Origin of the sequence: Bacillus sp. FSL L8-0199, from assembly GCF_038005705.1 — a bacterium.
Classification (GTDB): domain Bacteria; phylum Bacillota; class Bacilli; order Bacillales; family Bacillaceae_G; genus Bacillus_A; species Bacillus_A cereus.
In genome coordinates this window covers 3394002-3414307 of record NZ_JBBOTS010000001.1, presented here as the reverse complement: position 1 = coordinate 3414307, position 20306 = coordinate 3394002, and the positions used below count along the sequence as shown (strand labels likewise).

The window sequence follows — 20306 nt, the reverse complement described above, 5'->3', positions numbered from 1 at the left end:
TAGTTCTTTAACAAAGTCCTAATCTAGTTAGAAATAAAAAGCGCCATAAAAAGTGCTCAATGACTACTCTGAGTTGCTCATAATTATTCTAATGTTAAAATGGAAATCACAAAGGAGTGCTAGAAATTATTTATAAAGGTAATGAATAGTAAATAAGACAAAATATACTCATTGTAAATGAAGAAGCCCTAGAGTTTAGGGCTCTAGGGCTTCTAGTGCACATGGTTTTATAAAAAGAAAAAACGTAATGAAGATAACACATGAATGTTTCATAAATGTATCAAAAAAGTGAACAATATAACTATATTGCTCACTTTTTTAATTGTATATTTCACAACAGCAAAAGAAAAACATGCTATATTATTGCGAACAAAGCCTATGTGTATGTGAAATAAAGAGGAGCCGTCCTATTGGATAGCTCTTCTTGTTTGATGAATTAATATTACTATTCAAATAGTTTATCCAATAAATTTTGAATTTCACGTCTGCTTTTTTCTGTTTCCTTTTTATCAATTGCATATTTACTAAACTCAATAATAAGAACATCACCTTTTTTTACAGTAGAAGGGAGTGTGAGCCTTGGTACTTCAATTGTTATGTTGTTAATTATAATAGATACAGCTCAGATATTGCTGAATTAGATACGAAACCATAATTCGACTACGAAGTAAATCCTAACATAATCTGAACAGAAAAAATATGTAATATTACATTTTTAGTTTTTAATTATTTTATTCAATATAGAGAAACAACGTAAATAAAAGGGCATGCAGTCGTATCTGCAGCCCTTTTTAGGAGGAATTCAAGACACCATTAGGACACGTATTGGTAAACAGGTTCAAAAATAGTATGTGTGAAAAGAAAAAGTCCTATACCAAAAGTAGACAGGACCTCATCTTTTTACATTTTAAAAAATGAAATTCTGTCCTTTTGAAATCAGTACAGCACACACTTGGTTTGAAATGAAATTAGAAAAAGTATACATGAAAATGGCAGACAACTATTTTGTTGCCTGCCGGTGCCAGTGGGTTGAATGAGTTAGTCAATTCAATAAATTGTGCTATCCCATTACCAGAAGAGTGAAGCCGCTAGTTCAAACGGCTTAGACATAGTTTGTCTAATAAAGAAAAAATTATGAGTAAAGATTTTGTTTGCTCTATATGAAAAGATAAATAGATATTCATCAGACAAGGATAATTTAGCATATCTTGAATAGGGTGTAGGAACGAATTAAAGAAAGGGATATTTGTTTAGGAAGGGACTGACTCAGGAGTGGGACTTTCGGACAGGGTTTGGGGAGCGGTGATTGCCTTTGGCATTGCGACTAATATCGTTGCTTGTATAATGGCAGTATACATTCAAAAATATGAGCTAATGATAAATCATCTTACAAATATTTTATTTTTAATAATTATCTCTTTAACGTTTATAAAGATGAAAATTAACAGATGGGTGGCTTTAGGATTTACATTAGTTGTAATAGAGAAAGGTATTAAAGCGGGCTATGACTTCTACACACATAATTATTATAGTGTCAGTTGGAGTTTAGCTATCATTGTCTATTGCATATACGAGATGGAAAAGTATCATATTGAAATAAACGAATAGGCGCAACAAAAAGGTGTTAGTAGGTGGAATTCTTTTTAAAATACTATAAAAAAGACACTACAAGAGTGTCTTTTTTTTGAAAATACTCTATAATTAACTTTGGGGAAGGTAATGTTAGAGTATTCGTTTAGCATTATCTTTATATTTGATAAACCATGAAATCGAAAGATTTTGTGGTTTATTTTATGAACAATAGATATTACAGTATTGGCAGTGAGTTATTAACCATTTTAAGCATTAGGGGAGAATGGATTAAAAGTCTAACATCGAATAACGGTTCTGGAATATAGTGTTGCGAAATGATCTCCCATATCCCAAACGGTACTTGCCTGTATATAGCCCTTAAAGCCTTCTGAAGAATAATAAATCTCTTTTGGTATACTTTCTTTAGTTTGGAAATGTGCTTTAGAGTACTTTACATAATGGTCTTTAACAACTTTTGCTTCTGGAACAATAGTGTTTTTTTGTTCCAATTTTGGCCTAGCACTAGAAGGTGGTATGAATTTTATATTGTCTTGGTAATTAGGATCTAAGGTGTCAGCTTGTACACTGTGTGACGAAACAAAGGTGCTTAGACTACTTCCCGCGATTAAAGTTGCAAATACTAACTTTGAGAATTTTGTTAATCTACTCATTCTATAATCTCCTTTTTATTATTTTGTAAGGTATCTCCTTACACCTCACAGTCTATATCCACTACAAAAGGGTGTACATACATATTGATAGACAAAATTCTACAAAATACCGCATGTTTTTGGGATTTATGTATAATAATCCAATGTCTAATAATCTATTAAAAGTAAAAAGGTAGGTCTTATATAAAAGAAAATGAATAATTTATGCAGGTAATGTATATGGAATTATTGTTTAAATATTCTAAAATGAGTTGATAAAGATGTTGGTAGTTTTTTTGGAAAACAAATAATTCCCTAGGTGAAATTTGGAAGGAAGATTCTCTGTTAGAGTTTTTATAAGGGAATTCATTTTCTTAGATTCAAAATGTAAAAATAACTAAAAGAGCAAGTGTTTCAATGGGTAAAAAGCTATGTTGAGTCTTTTTTCTCTGTCGGTGGTCGTCTAATCAATGAAATGACGGATGCTTATGATAGTTTGTGTCTAGCAACATTCGTGTATAAACGAATGAATTAAGAAAAGGGTGAAATATTGGATAACTCGAAATGGATGCCTTTAAGTAATGTTGATGATGATGAGGAAATTTGGGTAGGAGCAAGAGTTAGGTTGTACAATGTTGGTATGAATAGAGAAGATAAAGAAAATAATTTCTATGAATATATTATTTCTTATATCTACGACAACACTAACTACTTACAACTAACTAATTTAACAACAGGAAAAGCAGGTTATATTATTTGTGTCATTGAAAAAGAATTACCAAATAATTATGCTTTGGGCAGAACATTAAAGCAAAGAATAGGTTTAGAAAATACCTATTTTAGATTTGAATAATCAACAAATAAGGGAAGCACCAACTCTAAGGTGTCTTCCCTTATTTAATACTTTTTATCAATAATCAATATTAACAGAGCCTAAATAAAAAAGTGAGAAAAATGATAAACACTCTTCTCACTTTCATCAATTAGGGTGGCATATACATAAATATGCGTTTGGGTGGATTTTGGATGAAAAATCCACATGCATAGTATAACAAAAAAATTATGGCTTTTCGCGTGTAATATTGCATATGAAAAATAGTAAAGTTTTAAATTTTAATATTAACAACTTATATATATATGTTACAATGTAATTCTCTAATTTATTTTATTTTCCTATTTAGAATTTATAGTTTAGTGATTTAATAAAACAAAAGTGGTTGTAATAAATAGATAAAACGATGAAATAATACAGTTAGAATGGTTAAAAGGCAGTTAAATATAAGTATTAAAAGAAATAAATTTACTTATTTATGTTTAGTGAATGTATTATGGTAAGAATTTCATCCGATTGGATTAGCGCTAAACTAGATTTTTATCCAAACAAATCCAATAATTATTTTTTAAATGAAGTATTTGTTGCATCAAGTTTATTTGGAATAATTCGTAGTCTAATAATTGCTGAATCTAGAAAAATAACATATTCGAAAGGAGAACAGATAAAACTCTGTCTGTGAAAATTAAATCTTTAAATTATAAAGTATGGATAATAGGATGTAATTGTGGTTTCATTTCGAATGGTACCATAAATGAATGTGGAAAAGTAAAGGAGAAAAATTTAAATAAACTATATAAGTAGTAAAAATGAAAAGGAGAAGTAGCTAGTGTTTAATATAAAAGAAAGATTGGGGCAAATAAAGCTTAAAACGAAGTTGTCTATGGCATTTATAGCAATATTAATTATACCAAGCCTTATCGTAGGAGTATCATCTTATAATAAAGCAAAAACAGATCTTAATGAAACAATTCTACAATCTGCAAAAGATAATATAAGTATTTTAGATAAGATTGTTGATGATGAATTAGAAAATAAGCATACAGATATCACTCATTTTGCAAAGGTACTCACACAAGGGGATTATAATCCTGAACAATCGCAAAATGTACAGAATAAATTTGATCAATATATACAGTTACATCCAGAGATAGAAACGATTTATACGGCATCCAGTAACAATCAATTTATTCATGCACCTGTTGGAAAAATACCAGAAGGGTTTAATCCGCTAGAAAGCAGTTGGTATAAGGATGCAGTAAAAGCAGATGGAGAGATTATTGTTTCATCTCCCTATAAATCAAAGTCTACAGGAAATATGGTAATTGCAATTGCAAAGCAGAATGCAGATAAAAGTGGTGTCATTGGCGTAGATTTGAATATTAAAGATATCGTAAAAACATCCAAAATGATAAAAATTGGGAAGCAAGGATTTGTATCTATAGTTAGTCAAGATAAAACTATAGTTGTTCATCCATCACTAAAACCTGGAGAGAAATTAGATAAAACTTTAGTGGATGAATTGTACAAGACAGAAGATGGAGTAATTACTTATAGCCTCAATGGTGAAGATCGAAACATAAGCTTTAAGACAAATAAAAAAACAGGTTGGAAAATAGCTGGCGTAATGCCTACGAAAGAAATTGAAGAAGCTACCAATCCTATTTTTTATAAAACGCTCACTATAATAGGTGCTTCATTATTGTTAGGTGGAATTGTAATTCTATTCATACTCAAATCTATAATTACTCCACTAAGACAATTAGTCATTTCAGCTCAAAGAATTAGTCAAGGAGATTTAACCGAGAAAATAGATATTCGTTCAAAGGATGAACTTGGTCAATTAGGTGGTAGTTTCAATACAATGGCAGAGTCGTTACGTAATATTATTTCTCAAATTAACACATCTGCAGGACATGTAGCTGCGTCTTCTGAGGAACTAACTGCTAGTGTAGAGCAAGCAAGTGTTGCGACAGAACAAATTACAAAAGAGATGGAAGAAATCTCGAACAGTGCAGAGGTTCAAAATAATGAAGTTGAGTCTGGAGCTGAATTAATTGGTGAGGTAACACGAAATATTCAATACGTAGCTGAGAATGCTTCTGAAGTATCGGCTTCATCCATATACACTAAACAAAAAGCCAATGAAGGTGAACAATTAGTAGAACAAACTGTAACACAAATGCAGTCTATCCATCACTCTGTTTCTCAATCCGATAATGTCATAAAATTATTAGATAAGAAATCACAGCAAATTGGCAGTATATTAGAAGCGATTCAAAATATTGCGGAACAAACAAATTTATTAGCATTAAATGCAGCGATTGAAGCAGCTAGAGCTGGGGAACAGGGGAGAGGGTTTGCAATTGTTGCTGATGAAGTTAGAAAGTTGGCGGAGCAATCATCCGAATCTTCAATGGAAATTGGAAGTTTAATTAAGGAAATACAAGCAGACGTACATGAGACTGTAAAAGCTATGAATGAAGTAGGCGTAGAAGTACAGTCGGGAATTAAGGTTGCGAATGATACAAAACAAAGTTTTTATGAGATTTCAAAATCTGCAAATGATATTGTATCAAAAGTGCATGGTATGGTAGAACTATCAAATAAAATGACAACTGATGCAATGAAAGTTGATACATCGATTGATCAAATAGCTATGGCTGTAAAAGAAAATTCTTCAAGTATGCAAACGATAGCTGGTTCATCTGAGGAACAACATGCTTCTATGGAAGAGATAAATTCTTCAGCAATACAATTAGCACAGATGGCGGAAGAACTTCAAGAGTTAATTGGTGGATTTAAGATTTAAGTTGAGATTCTAGGAGAGAATGCTAGAATCTTGTTACAGAGTGGAAATGAAAAATCTTATAACATAGTAAATAAGTATAATATGTACTCTCTATGCTTATTGAACAGGCAGATAAGCCATTTAAAAACCCTCCATTTGGAGGGTTTTTAAATACATTTACATTAAATTTGTGGTGGTGCACCACTATAATCGCCAACACTATATGAAGGAGCAGGATAATGCCCATGAGTAGCAAGCTGATCTGTTTTAGAAAACTGAAAAATTCCCACCGTTAATACCCCAATAAAAGCAATGCCTGATAATAATAAACTAATTTTTTTCATTATTTTAACACTCCTTTTGCGATTGATTTTTGTCTTGCTTGATAACAAATATGGAAATAGTCACTTACTTTTTGGTGGTTCTCTAATTGTCTACATTTTGTGGCAAATAATTCGGCGTATTCGACAACATATTCCCATAATTCTTCTTCCTCAAAGTATAAGATTCCTTCTTGAATGATTTTTTCTAATTCTTCCAATGGAATATTTTCGTTTAATTTTTTTAAAATAGAGAAGTGGTGTGTGTATTCTTCGTTATGAATTTCTCTGCAAATCTGTAGTCCCTTATCAATGAGTTGGCTGGCCGTTGATTGTTCTCCTAACTTATAATGTTCCTTAGCTTGTAGGAAGATGGCCTTGAAGTGTGTAGGGATTTTCTCTGTTACTTCTGAAAGGTGACGAATAGCTAAAGTAGACATACTTTGATCAGAATACAGCCACCCCATAGTATTTTTTACGTATAACAAGGAATCTTCTTCCCTATTTTTTTGTAGTAAATCAATTGCACAATGTAGATATTCTTCTGCTTGTTCGTACTGTTTTAAATAGATGCAGCAACCACCTAGCAAACTATTACAAAAGGCTGTTTTTACTTCATAACCTTCGTACTTTGAAAAGATTGCTCTCGATTTATTTGCGTATTCGATAGAAGCGAGATTGTTATAGGTATGGTGATAGAAAGTAGCAATTCTATAGTAAAATTCGGCGTGTTCAATTTCATCTGGTATAGCTACCAATATTTTTTCTGCTAGTTTATAATGTTCCTCTGCCTCAGTATAATTTGATATAAAAGTGGAATGAATGGATTTGAAAAAATGATAATAGAATTGTAGAAATTGATCTGTAGGCATATCATAATCGCTAATAGTATCAAAACTATTTTGTTGAATACCAAGGCTATCTGTTAAGACCTTGTAACGAAATTCGAGTAGTGAATAGTATAGTAACAAATTTTGATCCTGATGCTCTTGATCCGGTTCAATGCTTAACTTATTAATTTTTTCATCAATTTTCTTTTTTAGATTAGTAGCTTTTATAACTTGCTGAGATAGCATAGATCGATACCAGTCGTTCAATAGAGAGGTTAATTGCTCATTTCCTTTTACTGAGACACTCATAATATACGCCCCCATTTTCTAAAAAAATCCTAATCCAATTTAATTATAAACATCATAACAAAATAGAAGAAAAAATGGAGTGATATTACAATATTTTTCAAGAAAATTCATAAAAAATAATCAATTCGTGTCGAATATGCTTAGAATAAAGCATCCAAAAATTATCAAAAGATGATATGAGTCTTTATACGTTCTATCAGGTGAACTTAGAAACTGTGATTGAAGATTTATGAAATTTCCTTTTCTTAAAACGGATTAATTACGTATTAATTTTCAAATTATTTTATCGGATACATATAGTATGTATCAACACCAAATATATAAATCTTGCGTATGTAAATAAGAAGAGAATAAAGAAAACAAAAAAAGAACTTGTAAGAATTCCTACAAGTTCTTTTTTTAGATAATGTAAAAAGGTGAAACAGAACATCTCATTATTTGTAATAGTGAAATTATCTTACTTATGGTTTTGTTTTATAGAAGATGTACTATATTGAAGATCTGTTCTTATTGTTGATTAAAGGCAAATTAAAGACTGATAGGGAAGAAGTGCATAAAAGAGAAATCCTTCTTTACTTATTCTGAAAAGATAATTCAAAAAGCAATTTGTGTATAGAATAAGCAATGCATGAATTCATCAACATTGGTGATAGTAAATTAGAGAATCAATATATAAGCATGAAGTTTAGTGGAATAGCTACAAGAAGGGGATAATTCTATAATAGTAGATATAATTATCAAAATTTTCATCTTAGTTACTTTTCAGGTAGGATAAGTAGAAGAAAATAGGAAGTTTTTCTTTGAAGAAAGCTCTTTTGACAGGAATAGATTTTTTCATAACTAGAACAAATAAATTAATAATCGCATATACTGTATTGTCGTTAAAGCAAGACATTATTTTCTCAGAACAGGGAAATCACTAGAAAAATATGTGATTCCTTTATTCTTAAGTATAATGTCAATAGTTGATTTGAAATAACCGCAGAAATAAAATCTTTGTTAATGGACAATCACATAATTTTAGGTATAGTAGGTTTATAATTTAGACTATAAAAATTAATGTATCTTTTATTATTTTAACCAAGAAGACTCCCTCCATAAGGAACTCACAGCAAGTATGGGTAAGTGGGAGTAGTTCAAAGCATGCAATATTGTTTGATTTGGCTAATACATAGATTTCTCATCTCAGAACTGGTGTAAGAATTATAATGTTTATACCATTCTATTGTATTTTCTAAAGTCTGTTGTAGGGACCATTTTGGCTGCCAATTAAGATTGAATTTTGCTTTGCTAATGTCAAGGTTTAGTAAATTTGCTTCATGAAAATTTATTGGACTTATATTTTCTGCTGTCCAATCCCCGCAGCCCCAAATATCTAGTAAACTGGTCACTAATTTTTCTACTGAAACAATATTGCTTAGGGATGGCCCGAAGTTCCATGCTCCTGAAAAAAGGATACCATTATTTATAATTTTTTCTGTAAGGAGTAAATACCCGCTTAAAGGTTCTAGTACATGTTGCCAGGGTCTAATAGCAGTAGGATTTCTAATAATAATCTTTTTGTTTGATTCTAATGCTCGTATACAATCGGGAATAATTCTATCTATTGACCAATCACCACCACCAATTACATTACCAGCTCGAACACTTGCAATTATTTTCTTGTGTTGAGAAAATTTTTCTTCTGAAAAGTAAGAATTACGATAGGAAGAAATTAAAAGTTCGCAGCATCCTTTGCTTGAGCTATATATGTCATGGCCGCCCATAGGGTCAATTTCACGATAACCCCAAGGCCATTCTTTATTTTCATAGCACTTGTCACTTGTCACCATAATTCCTATTTTAGCTGATTCATGTAATCGAATTACCTCTAGTACATTCATAGTTCCTACAACGTTTACCTCGTATGTTTCTCTAGGATATTCATATGAATACTTAACTAGAGGTTGGGCAGCTAAATGGAATACAATTTCAGGTTTATAATCTGTAAAAACCTTATTTAATTTATTAAAATCTCTAATGTCTCCACGAATATCAATTATATTATTTTGAAGGTTAGTAATGTTAAAGTTATCATTTTTATTTTTAGGATCTAATGAATATCCGATTACAGCAGCACCTAATTCATTCAACCATAGGGATAACCAAGAACCTTTAAAACCAGTATGTCCAGTAATTAAAATTCTTTTTCCGTAAAAAGCATTATTAAAGTTTTGGTTTAACAATTAGTCCACCTCCTTTAGTACCCTATTTTTAGGGAGTTAGGTATAAATGTTTATTATTTTTATACCAATTAACAGTTTTTATAATTCCTTCTTCAATATTAATTCTAGGTTCCCAGGAAAGAGAGTTTTTTATTTTTTGCACATCCGCTTCAGGAACCCATCTTTCATTTGTTCTAGAGGAAATTGCACCGTAATTTGGTCTGGAATTGGTTTTCAAATGTTTGAATAATAATTCTACATAATGTTTCAAGGGGTGAATAGTGCCGCTCCCAATATTAAAGATTTCATTTTGTACAGTAGTATTTTCTACTGCTAGGATACAGGCATCTATTACATTTTCTATATAACAATAATCTCTTAATTGATTACATAAAGTTAAATTTACATCTTTGTTTTGTAATACTCGCAAGATTATATAGCTAAAAATTTTATGCGGCTCTTCGCCTTCTCCGAATATGCCAAAAGGTCTTAATGTTATAAGATTAATATTGTTTTCGCTAGCAATTTGATGGGCGAGTATAGTAGCAGCAGCTTTGGTACTTCCATAGATGTCCACAGGAGTTAGTAACATATTTTCATGAATAGGTTCCATCTTGTTACCGTATTCAGAACTACTCCCAAAATTGATGATTTTTTTACAATTCACCAATTTTGCTGCTTGAATAATGTTACAAGTCCCTATAACATTTGTTTCTATAGCATGGATGTAATCTGTATGGGCAGAATTTACACCATAGGCTGCCAGGTGAAAGATATAATCGGGATTAATTTTCTTTATTGCATCTTGTACTTGTTTTTTATCTCGTATATCTATTTCATAGGTTTCAATATATTTTAGAATATCCTTTAGTCTCCAAGAGTTTGATGGTGTTCTTATGAAAAGAACAATTTTTGCTTGTAAATTTAAAAGTCTTCGTGCCAAGTGAGAACCAATAAAACCGTATCCACCAGTAATAAGGAAAGTTTTATTTTTAAATGAAGCAATCATAGTGATAATCTATCCTTTATTAAGATGTATTTTTAGTTGCTGAAATAAATAGATTTATTTTTAAATAAGGAAAGTATCAGTCTTAATTGTGATGAGGGGAGGGGTATTTAAAATAATTTTTTATTGTTGTTGTATCAATTTGGTCAGCAAATAAAGAGGAGGGAGATTTTTGAAAAGTATTATGAAGGGTATGACATGTCTTGTTCAATTGTTCAATATAAGGAATGTATATATAATCTAAAACTGCTGGAGGTAATTCTAAAGTTTCTTGTTTCCATAAATCGAACTCATTTGGATTAATAATTTGCATACTTCCAAAATGAAAAGCTATTAATTCATCTTGATCAATAAAAACTTTATTATCTGTTTTGGATATAGAACTGCTATTTAAAATGACATTCCAAGGTGCTGCATCAATACCTTTATGAGTCATGATTTTTATATTAGAAAAGATGTTAGGAATGTGATTTAAATATTTTTGGTCACCCCATCTATTCATTTCAACATCATATTGATTATTGCAATATTCTAGGCATTTATCTTTCCACCATGTTAAAATTTCTTTACTATTTTGATCGTTTTTGAAGCCTACTAAACCAGCTTGGTATATACCGTGTATGCTTTCAATTTCAGTAGAGCTTCTTTGAGGGCAAAGGAATACAGAGTACTTCCACCATTCATCAAGAATGATATTAGGTGCTGTAAAGAAATACATATCAGCATCACAATATATAATGTGATCAACTTCCGGATAAAGACTAAGGACATGTAGACATAGGGGCGCTTTTAATGTCCAACAATATTCTTGTAAACTTCTATCATTTTTTATACTGAGGAGTTCATGATTTTCAATATCCTTTACCGGAATTAGTATGGCGTGCTTTAATTTTAATTTCTCTAATATTTGATACGTTAGATCATCCATACAACAAATCCATACAGTAAATTTAGCGTTGAAATTTTCTAAGGAATAATAAGAAGTCAATCCTTGGATTAATCGTTCTTTACTTATAATCATGGAAAAGTTCATAAAATGATTGGATTGATTCATTTTTCTTCTTAATTGTGAATCTTTATATAAAGTTTGAGCTTTATTTATATCTTTTTTACTTAAAAATTGTTTAGTATCTTTATTGAATTTATCCTTTAATTGCTTTAAAACAAATTGAATTCTCTCTAAATATGGAGTGTAAATATGGTTTAATATATTATTGGGTATTGAAATTTCTCCCAAAGACCAAAGATCAAAATCATTTTCAGTAAAGATAGTAATACATGCAAAATGGTAAACAACTAGTTTGTCGTTTTCAATAAATATATCGTTTTTAGTCTTGTCAATTTTATAATCGTTATTATATATACAGTTCCAAGGCGCAGCATTTATACCTAAGTTATTTGAAATTTTTACTTTTGGAAAATATATAGGGATATAATCTAAATACTTTTGGTCTCCAAATTTCCCCTCCTCAGCCTCGGCACTGCACCAATCTATACATTTATTTTTCCACCATCTTACACTTTTTAGTCCATAGAGATCATTCTTAAATCCAATTAGACCAGCCTGATATTTTCCATACATTTTTTCTACCCAATCACGATCTCTTTGGGGGGTTAGGAAAATAGAATGGTCACCCCATTCCTCAAAAATAATATTAGGGTCAGAGAAAAAGCATAAATCACCATCACAATATAGAATAGATGGTAAATCATAATTGACCAATAAATATTCTATCAAGACAGATTTTAAAGTCCAACAATATTCATTTACTTTTCTTTTTCTCTTAATTGCTTTTAATTCACGATCTTCCAATTCTTCAACTTGTAAAAGGTTTACATTAATTAAACTCATTTCTTTTAATAGTGAATATACAAAAGGATCTATACAACAAATCCACAATGTGAATTTTTCTGAGTACTGCATTAATGATTGCTGTAAAGCAATAATTTTCAAGACATACTCACTACCTACAATGACGCAGAAATGATTATTTAGATCATGTTGTTGATTATAGAATTGGGGATCAATTCTTTTTTGAGTATTTTTTTTGGAGAGATTTGAAGCTTTAATTCCTGTTGAAAGTGGGTTAACTATTTTCTCATTAGAGGGGATATACAATCGAGGTAAACTTATTTTTTTATCATTAGAGTTCAATGCTTATTCAGTCCTCTCCACTAAAATTTATTTAGATTCCAACTTTCATTTACAGTTTTTAAATCTTTAGGTGTATCGACACTAGCCCAAAAGTCATTGTGTTCATAGACTGCGAGCTCATTGTCTTTTATTAAATTTCGAAGAGGATCTTCTTCTAGAACACAATCATCATTATTACTTAAATAATCGAATATTTCTTTGTTAAATACAAAAAAACCGCCATTAATTACTTCATCAAGTAATGGTTTTTCTTTAAAATCAATAGCAATTCCATCTTCGACCGCCAATAGGCCGTATTGACTATTTTTTTTAATTCCAGTTAATGTAGCAATTTTTCCTTTTTCTTTATGGAATGCTATTAGTTGATCAATATCTATATTGGCTAATCCGTCACCATAAGTTAATAAAAAGGTTTCACCCTGTACAAAGGATTCAAGTTTTTTTAGTCTTGCCCCGGTCATTGTATCAATTCCTGTATCTATAAAGTGTATATTCCAATTTTCTAATTTCTGAAGTAGCGTATATTGACTGGTTTTAAAATTCAAACTAAAGTCATTCTCTTTCCAGCTAAAGTCCATAAAATATTCCTTAATTTTCTCACCTTTATATCCTAAGGGCAAAATGAAATCAGAATGTCCATATTTTCTATACCAATTCATTATATGCAAGAGGAGAGGCTTTCCTTGAACTCGAACTAATGGTTTGGGAATGTCCTCTAAAATTCCTTGCATCCGAAGCCCTTTTCCGCCACACAAAATTATGACTTTCATAGATTTATTTCCTTCCTCTCTATATATTTTACTAATTTAAACTATGTAGTTTGTTTGGTAAATGTATACACGGTTGTACCATAATGATAATCAACTAAAAAAAATATGTTAGATTTATAATTCAGATGCTGATTAAACGTGGAGAATACACATTGTAGTTTATCATTAATTATATGTAAATTAGGTTCTTTTAAAATCTATGCTTTAGTTTATTTAATATTAATGAAAGAAATTGCTTGTTCTTAAGATAAAAGAAGGGGAAGGAAATCAAGGGAATTGAAGAAGCTTATAATGAAATATCCAAGAAGACAAAATATAAGATAAAGTATGGAAGTAAGTAGTCGTGAATGCACTACATAAGCAGAATATGCTGATCGCATAAATGATTATACAGAAATCAACAGAAGAATAACAAAGGGAATTAGCCATTTGAAGGAAAATGGAACAACTATTTTTACATTTTATAAATTCAAAAAAGAGCACCGCATAAAGGTGCTCTAGTGATAGAACTAATTTTGTAAAGAACTATTTATTCAATAAAGAAGGACTTACGAATTATTATATGAACGTTTTGTTAATTAAGTGTGTATCAATTAGACAGGAATTTTATTTCTCTACACCTATTTGATTTTACGGGCCAAATCATGTTAAAAGTAAGAAGAAAATTATTAAGTTAATGTTATTTTGTTTAAAATAACATCCCAATCGGAATCATCACCTTCCCATCTATCCTGATAACGTGGGAGTTCAATTGAACAAACCCGCGATATTCCCCAATTTTGTTCAACAATATTAGATATACCCTCCTTGAAATTAACAATAAGGATATTAAAATCCTTATTTGTAATTTTAGATAATACGTTTTGTAATTCAACCGCTTCATCTCGATTTCCCCAAATTCTAATGAATAAAATGGATTCACTACTATTTATTTTTTCAAGGAATTGATTAATTCTAGTGTCTAATTTAGCTTTAAAAGAAGGATAGGTTGATTTCAAATCCTTTTCTGAATTAATAGGAAAATCATGCATTGAAAAACAATTATAATAAGTGTCCTTTATACAGTAGGTAATTCGTTCTGCCCATTTAATTTGATTATCAAATTCTGATTCAATAAGACCGTAACTTTCTGAACCTTCTATAATCATATTTTCCAACTTCATAAATTTTTTAAATCGATTTTGAAGTAATCTGTTTACATCTGAAAGTGATGGATAATAAAACCAATCTAAAGGTCCAGAAAATGTTCTTAAATTGTGTCTTTTGATTTGGTTGGTGACTTGACACAATCCTCCTAAACTTACAATTACGCCATAGGATTTTTGTATATCTTCTAGGTTCATCCTCATCATCCTTTATAAAAGTAATTTAAATTATCTGTTCAGTATATGATGCAATAACATATTGATGTGGACCTATATATCACAGTACATAGAGCTAAGACATTTGTATAAATTTAAAAAGTCAAATACCTAAGTTGAGGGATTTCATCTTTGATGTTATATCATGGAGTTACTATTGGAATGAAAGCTGGTAGGGATATTGCGCCAGAGTTATATTTTCTGCAGTAACTTAATTTAGAAAACTGTTCTTGATTACTGTAGTAAAATTGTTGTTTTTTAAACATTACTTATCCGGATTCATGAAAAGTATTTTAATGTATTATTTTATATAACAATATTTAGTTTTAATATTAAAACTAAAATATGGAAGTAACATAGGGGATTCACGCATATAGTAATGTTAATGATAAAATTAACAAAATTTTCATTTAAATCAGATAAAACTATGATGTTTTTAACTTATAATAATGTTACTACGATGAAAAAATGGCTACTAATTAGTTAATTTAAAAATCAATTTTAGATAGGAAGAGGATAATGAAGACCAGAGATAGTTATAAAATTATTGTAATTGGTGCTGGGACAGCAGGACTATCTTCTACTGCACATTTATTACGAAATGTACCCCTATTGAAAGAAAGTATAGCAATTATTGATCCATCAAAAAAACATTACTTTCAGCCACTATGGAGTTTAGTGGGGGGAGGAATTGTTTCAAAGGAAAGTACGATGCGTAATCAGGAATCGCTTATTCCAAAAGGGGCAACGTGGATCCCTAAAAGTGTTGTTAAGTTATTTCCATCTGAAAATAAGATACTTTTAGATGACGGACTGCTACTTGAGTATGAAATTCTTATTGTAGCAGCTGGTATACAAATAAATTGGGACAGTATTAAAGGCTTAAAAGAGTCTATTGGCACTAATGGGGTATGTAGTAATTATTCTTATACATATGTTGATTCTACTTGGAGAGAAATCGAAAAATTTAAAGGAGGAAATGCGCTTTTTACCCACCCTAATACTCCTATTAAATGCGGTGGTGCTCCACAAAAAATTATGTACTTAGCAGAGGAGTATTTTTGTAATAGTGGTGTAAGAAACAGAAGTGAAGTAATGTTTTATTCTGCAAACAATAACATATTTCAGGTTCCACGATATGCAAATACTTTAGAACAAGTACTAGAAAGAAAGCAAATTATAACGAATTATAATAAAAATTTAGTGGAAATTATCGCCGAAAAGAGAGAGGCAATTTTTGAAGATACGCAAACACTAAAAAGAGAAACCGTACCATATAGTATGATACATGTTGTTCCACCAATGGGGCCACCTAATTTTATTAAAGAGAGTGAGATAAGTAATCATCAGGGATGGGTAGATATAAGCCCTTATACTTTGCAGCATGTGCAATATAAAAATATTTTTGGACTTGGAGATTGTACCAATTTACCTACCTCTAAAACTGGAGCAGCAATTCGAAAACAAATCCCCGTCTTAAAACAAAATATTATGGACGTACTTAGCGGAAGAGATTTACAGGCTAAATATGATGGATATACATCATGTCCGATTGTTACAGGATATAAAAGTCTTATACTTGCTGAATTTAACTATGAACATGAGCCTCAAGAAACGTTTCCATTTAATCAAGCGAAAGAACGGTATAGTATGTTTTTACTTAAAAGATATATGTTGCCATATATGTATTGGAATTTAATGTTGAAAGGGATTCTATAGGAGAAGATAAAAAGTGGTTACAAAAATTGAAAATTAATTTGAAATAACTAATTGGAGGGAATAGCTATGCTTTTAAAATATTTTTATGATGAAAAATTAGCACATGCTTCCTATTTAGTCGGTTGTCAGAAAGAAGGCGTAGCAATCGTTATTGATCCTAGTCGCTATATAGAACAATATATAGAATTTGCTAAGAAAGAGGGGATGGAAGTAATTGCTGCGGCTGAGACTCATATTCATGCTGATTTTCTTTCTGGGTCTAGAGAACTTTCTAATCTTTACCATGCAAATTTATATGTATCTGATGAAGGAGATTGTGATTGGAAATATCAATATCTTAACGAAGGTCGATACAAATTGGTTAGAGAGGGCACAGAGTTTAAAGTAGGTCATATAAAATTTGATGTAATTCACACCCCAGGGCATACGCCTGAAAGTATTTCTTTTTTAGTAACGGATACAAGTCAAAATAATTATACGAATGATAAGCCGATAGGGATATTCACAGGTGATTTTATATTTGTAGGAGATATAGGAAGGCCGGATTTATTAGAAACTGCTGTCGGTATGAAAGATACTGCAAAAATAGGAGCGAAACAATTATTTGATTCTATACAAAAAATAAAAATACTTCCTGATTATTTGCAAATATGGCCATCACATGGTGCGGGAAGCGCATGTGGAAAAGCATTAGGAGCAATTCCAACTTCTACATTAGGTTATGAAAAGATGTTCAATTGGGCATTTCAGTGTAATGAAGAAAGTGATTTTATATCGACTTTATTGACAGGACAGCCAGAGCCTCCAAAGTATTTTTCATTAATGAAGAATTTAAATAAGTATGGTCCGCCAATTCGTAAGAAGAGAAAAAGTACTGCTATTAATACAGTAGAAGAACTTCAAGAAATTTTGAAGAGCGTTCATCAAATAGTTGATATAAGGGATGTAGAGAGTTTTGCTGCAGGTCATATCGAGAAGTCAATTAACATACCTTATAACAATTCTTTCACAACTTGGTGTGGATGGTTATTAGATTATAAAAAAGAAACTTTAATAATTCTAGATGAGGAAAAGGTTAAAGTAGAGGCGGTTATTAGAGAATTTGAATCTATTGGGTTAGATAATATTATTGCTTTTGCACCCTTAAAAGTAATACAAAGACTTGATAGATTTGAAAGTTACAAAGAAAAAACATCGATTGAATTATATCCGCATATAAAAGTTGGAAGCGTTAAGGTTATCGATGTGCGTAGTAAAAAAGAGTGGGAGGAAGGACACCTTCATGATGCAATACATATCACTTTAGGTAATCTATTTGAACAACTAGATTATATACCGAAAGATTTTCCAATAGTTTTGCAATGTCGAACCGGATTACGTTCCGCTATAGCAGCTAGTATTTTACAAAGAGCTGGTATAAAGGAAGTAGTGAATTTAAAGGGAGGATTTCTTGCATGGAAAGAAGAAGGGCTTCCTTATACAACATGCAATCTCAATGTGTAGGAAAATATTATATGCTAGGTAAGAATAATTAAAAGAAGTTATAGATGACGTGTTAGAAAAGGGAATCATAATTGTCGCAGATTCAGGAAATACATTAGGATTATTAATTGATTATCCAGTTAAATATGAAAATGTAATATTTGTTTTAGCATTAAATAATTTAACATTGGATCCATCTTTTATGGAATGGCAGTGTTGGAAGTACTTAGGTATTATCAATAAGAACCCAATTTAAAATTCTCTTGGATGCAAGAGAATTTTTTTATTGGGAATAGTAAGGGGGAGGGGAGGTGCATTACATATGGGAAAAGGTAGAAGTAATAATGCTGGTAAAAAGCAACCGAATTTTGATGATTCATCTAATTTTGCTAAACAAAGCCAACCGACAGAAAAGAAGAAGAAATAAGAACAGGAGCTCTCTTGATAAAGGGAGCTCCTGTTAAAAGTGGACTGACGTTTCAGAATAACATATCGATGGATTAACCCAATAGCCATAAATACAAGGTTTTAATTTTTACGAAGGGCACCTAATTTAATATTATTGTCCCGCTTTTTTATACGTATTGACGCGTTAAATCCATTTGAAATGCTCCTTAATGGCGTTGGGCGTGACCTTCATTAAAATTTTTTAAACCTAATGGGACTTACCATTAAGAGGGCGAGGATTAAAGTAATCCATGCATTACTATATGAAAACAATGCCATACCAGCCAATGATAATCCTGCAGCTGGAATAGGTAATCCCTTAAAATATCCAATAGTTGGTTTAATACTAAATTTAGCTAATCTTAAAGCACCCATTGTTGGGAATAGGATAAATGCCAAAGAAGTTAAAATAGAAGGTGTTGCTATCGTATGAAATAAAAGCGCAGGAGCGACGCCGAAACTAACAATATCAGCCAAGGAATCCAATTCTACGCCAAACTCACTGTTCACTTTTAATTTTCTCGCAATTCTTCCATCAAGAAAATCTAAAACAGCTGAAAAGAAAATGAGAATGGAGGCTGTTTCTAAATATTCACTCATATTCAAGGTGATTGAGAAAACACCGCACAATAAATTTCCAATCGTAAATAAATTCGGTATAACTTTTACAAGCTGATTAAACAAGTTTGTTCCTCCTAAATTAATTAAACTTCACATTTCTGTAGCAATTTCTATATATTCTTCCGTTATTCTTAAAAATATATGACCACTGTATTACTGTAAGCTAATTAAATTTCGATAAGAGAAAAATTGATTTCTTAAATGTTCCACGGGTTTATAAAAATGTTTAATCATTTTCAGTACGCGTTATTGAATATTAGCACCTGATAGTTGATATTTCGAGTAGTCAGGGATTTTCCGGTTCTGGTGCAAAAAATTAAAGGTAATTAAAAATAATCTCTAAAAAGGAGACATAATGATACTATTATTTTAAAAAGGTTCGTGGTTGGTATCGAATATAAAAAAAAGAATTTTTATACAAAAATCACCCGAAAGGGTGCCTTTTGTACCTCTTAAAATGACTGAAGATGTGTTTACTTGAGTTCATTAGGTAGTTAGAGGTTGATAGACTATCTTTAACGAAAATGTTGAGTAGTTCATCTTCATTATATATCAATTTAATAATGAATGGGGATTTAGAAAGTTCCATGGAAAGTACATATCAACCTGATTGGAAGATTGGAAATTTAATAACTGGTGATACATTTTACTTAACGCAACATTTTGGTGCGCAAATGAAAATTTTTAAAGTCCACACAAATGGTACCCTAGAACGATTCCAAACAATAGAACCAGAATTAAAATGAAATTTTTGTAGCATCAATTAAATTCATTTCTTTTTATGCAAACACACTTTCAGCGGAACTAACTTCTTCACTATTTTGCGCTGGAAAGACTTTATAAAAAATGGTTACGTTTTCTGATCTTGAAATAACCCTCTCAAATTGCAATCCTGCTTTTTCTAAAAGCTTTACTGCATCAACAATAGAAGTAATTGCTACAAAAGTTTTTCAAATAAAATTTATAAAAGCTTGATAGGTAATACCAAGGGAAAAGACCGTAGCTACTATATGTGCAGTCCATTTAGGCATATTTAAATTTAATACGGTATTGTACAACATTCCATATACGATACAAATGATTAATATGAATGCAATGAATTGAAGAACTAATAAAAATAGCGGTTGTTCCATTTATTCTCACTTCCTTTATTTGATATATTAATATAATTTATTTAAATGTGAAAGTTTTATTTCTATGAATTTCCAAAAAATGTGATATGAAAGGCATAGTAGTA

The 20306-nt window shown here is 30.7% G+C and carries 17 protein-coding genes; 6 read left to right on the top strand and 11 right to left on the bottom strand.

What is annotated here, in order from left to right; genetic code table 11:
• Nucleotides 1-445: 445 nt before the first annotated feature.
• Nucleotides 446-613, bottom strand: a complete 168-nt coding sequence (locus tag NST86_RS17735; protein WP_086423520.1) for a DUF3006 domain-containing protein — start codon at nucleotides 611-613, stop codon at nucleotides 446-448.
• A gap of 659 nt (nucleotides 614-1272) precedes the next feature.
• On the opposite strand from NST86_RS17735, the gene NST86_RS17730 reads away from it, so the two are divergent.
• Nucleotides 1273-1608 carry a hypothetical protein gene (locus NST86_RS17730; protein WP_000524431.1) on the top strand — a complete coding sequence of 112 codons (336 nt, stop codon included), beginning with the start codon at nucleotides 1273-1275 and terminating at the stop codon, nucleotides 1606-1608.
• Between the two features lie 260 nt (nucleotides 1609-1868).
• Here the strand turns inward: NST86_RS17730 and NST86_RS17725 are convergent, their stop codons facing one another.
• Nucleotides 1869-2243 carry a hypothetical protein gene (locus NST86_RS17725; RefSeq protein ID WP_086423517.1) on the bottom strand — a complete coding sequence of 125 codons (375 nt, stop codon included), beginning with the start codon at nucleotides 2241-2243 and terminating at the stop codon, nucleotides 1869-1871.
• 547 nt (nucleotides 2244-2790) lie between these two features.
• Between NST86_RS17725 and NST86_RS17720 the strand changes: the two genes are divergently transcribed.
• Together NST86_RS17720 and NST86_RS17715 are read left to right on the top strand one after the other, a co-directional pair.
• A complete protein-coding gene (locus tag NST86_RS17720) occupies nucleotides 2791-3075 on the top strand; it encodes a hypothetical protein (RefSeq protein WP_002024558.1) in 285 nt (94 codons plus the stop codon).
• Between the two features lie 808 nt (nucleotides 3076-3883).
• Nucleotides 3884-5866 (top strand): methyl-accepting chemotaxis protein, encoded by a 1983-nt coding sequence (locus NST86_RS17715; protein ID WP_140159054.1) that lies wholly within the window; start codon nucleotides 3884-3886, stop codon nucleotides 5864-5866.
• A 161-nt stretch (nucleotides 5867-6027) separates the two neighbouring features.
• Here the strand turns inward: NST86_RS17715 and NST86_RS17710 are convergent, their stop codons facing one another.
• The 7 genes from NST86_RS17710 to NST86_RS17680 form a co-directional block, all read right to left on the bottom strand.
• On the bottom strand, nucleotides 6028-6189 hold the full coding sequence (locus NST86_RS17710; protein ID WP_000724109.1) for a hypothetical protein: 162 nt from the start codon (nucleotides 6187-6189) through the stop codon (nucleotides 6028-6030).
• Entirely contained in the window at nucleotides 6189-7304 is a 1116-nt protein-coding gene (locus NST86_RS17705; protein ID WP_048538659.1) for a Rap family tetratricopeptide repeat protein, read from the bottom strand. Before NST86_RS17705 ends, NST86_RS17710 begins: the two co-directional genes overlap by 1 nt.
• A gap of 1136 nt (nucleotides 7305-8440) precedes the next feature.
• Nucleotides 8441-9529, bottom strand: coding sequence for a CDP-glucose 4,6-dehydratase (gene rfbG / locus NST86_RS17700; RefSeq protein ID WP_086423516.1), 1089 nt, complete (start codon nucleotides 9527-9529; stop codon nucleotides 8441-8443).
• Between the two features lie 28 nt (nucleotides 9530-9557).
• A complete protein-coding gene (locus tag NST86_RS17695) occupies nucleotides 9558-10517 on the bottom strand; it encodes an NAD-dependent epimerase/dehydratase family protein (protein WP_000561952.1) in 960 nt (319 codons plus the stop codon).
• 82 nt (nucleotides 10518-10599) lie between these two features.
• Nucleotides 10600-12669 carry a glycosyl transferase gene (locus NST86_RS17690; RefSeq protein WP_086423515.1) on the bottom strand — a complete coding sequence of 690 codons (2070 nt, stop codon included), beginning with the start codon at nucleotides 12667-12669 and terminating at the stop codon, nucleotides 10600-10602.
• Nucleotides 12670-12689: 20 nt separating this feature from the next.
• A complete protein-coding gene (locus NST86_RS17685; protein WP_086423514.1) occupies nucleotides 12690-13439 on the bottom strand; it encodes a sugar phosphate nucleotidyltransferase in 750 nt (249 codons plus the stop codon).
• Nucleotides 13440-14107: 668 nt separating this feature from the next.
• Nucleotides 14108-14782: a papain-like cysteine peptidase gene (locus NST86_RS17680; protein ID WP_001047148.1), complete on the bottom strand. Its 675-nt coding sequence runs from the start codon at nucleotides 14780-14782 to the stop codon at nucleotides 14108-14110.
• Nucleotides 14783-15319: 537 nt separating this feature from the next.
• Between NST86_RS17680 and NST86_RS17675 the strand changes: the two genes are divergently transcribed.
• Nucleotides 15320-16519, top strand: coding sequence for an FAD/NAD(P)-binding oxidoreductase (locus tag NST86_RS17675; protein ID WP_086423513.1), 1200 nt, complete (start codon nucleotides 15320-15322; stop codon nucleotides 16517-16519).
• 66 nt (nucleotides 16520-16585) lie between these two features.
• Nucleotides 16586-18022, top strand: a complete 1437-nt coding sequence (locus tag NST86_RS17670; RefSeq protein ID WP_086423512.1) for an MBL fold metallo-hydrolase — start codon at nucleotides 16586-16588, stop codon at nucleotides 18020-18022.
• A 618-nt stretch (nucleotides 18023-18640) separates the two neighbouring features.
• Here the strand turns inward: NST86_RS17670 and pssA are convergent.
• On the bottom strand, nucleotides 18641-19132 hold the full coding sequence (pssA, locus tag NST86_RS17665) for a CDP-diacylglycerol--serine O-phosphatidyltransferase (protein ID WP_227593258.1): 492 nt from the start codon (nucleotides 19130-19132) through the stop codon (nucleotides 18641-18643).
• 500 nt (nucleotides 19133-19632) lie between these two features.
• On the opposite strand from pssA, the gene NST86_RS17660 reads away from it, so the two are divergent.
• Entirely contained in the window at nucleotides 19633-19815 is a 183-nt protein-coding gene (locus tag NST86_RS17660; protein ID WP_044795318.1) for a DUF5065 family protein, read from the top strand.
• 204 nt (nucleotides 19816-20019) lie between these two features.
• On the opposite strand, the gene NST86_RS17655 is transcribed toward NST86_RS17660, so the two are convergent.
• Nucleotides 20020-20202 (bottom strand): hypothetical protein, encoded by a 183-nt coding sequence (locus NST86_RS17655; RefSeq protein ID WP_000437513.1) that lies wholly within the window; start codon nucleotides 20200-20202, stop codon nucleotides 20020-20022.
• Nucleotides 20203-20306 lie beyond the last annotated feature (104 nt).

Excerpts from the sequence above, each read along its gene's own strand:
- NST86_RS17710 (WP_000724109.1), bottom strand. The coding sequence starts at position 6,189 with ATGAAAAAAATTAGTTTATTATTATCAGGCATTGCTTTTATTGGGGTA.
- NST86_RS17680 (WP_001047148.1), bottom strand. The coding sequence starts at position 14,782 with ATGAACCTAGAAGATATACAAAAATCCTATGGCGTAATTGTAAGTTTA.
- NST86_RS17670 (WP_086423512.1), top strand. The coding sequence starts at position 16,586 with ATGCTTTTAAAATATTTTTATGATGAAAAATTAGCACATGCTTCCTAT.
- NST86_RS17695 (WP_000561952.1), bottom strand. The coding sequence starts at position 10,517 with ATGATTGCTTCATTTAAAAATAAAACTTTCCTTATTACTGGTGGATAC.
- NST86_RS17685 (WP_086423514.1), bottom strand. The coding sequence starts at position 13,439 with ATGAAAGTCATAATTTTGTGTGGCGGAAAAGGGCTTCGGATGCAAGGA.
- NST86_RS17720 (WP_002024558.1), top strand. The coding sequence starts at position 2,791 with ATGCCTTTAAGTAATGTTGATGATGATGAGGAAATTTGGGTAGGAGCA.
- NST86_RS17660 (WP_044795318.1), top strand. The coding sequence starts at position 19,633 with ATGAATGGGGATTTAGAAAGTTCCATGGAAAGTACATATCAACCTGAT.
- NST86_RS17725 (WP_086423517.1), bottom strand. The coding sequence starts at position 2,243 with ATGAGTAGATTAACAAAATTCTCAAAGTTAGTATTTGCAACTTTAATC.
- NST86_RS17675 (WP_086423513.1), top strand. The coding sequence starts at position 15,320 with ATGAAGACCAGAGATAGTTATAAAATTATTGTAATTGGTGCTGGGACA.
- NST86_RS17655 (WP_000437513.1), bottom strand. The coding sequence starts at position 20,202 with ATGGAACAACCGCTATTTTTATTAGTTCTTCAATTCATTGCATTCATA.
- NST86_RS17705 (WP_048538659.1), bottom strand. The coding sequence starts at position 7,304 with ATGAGTGTCTCAGTAAAAGGAAATGAGCAATTAACCTCTCTATTGAAC.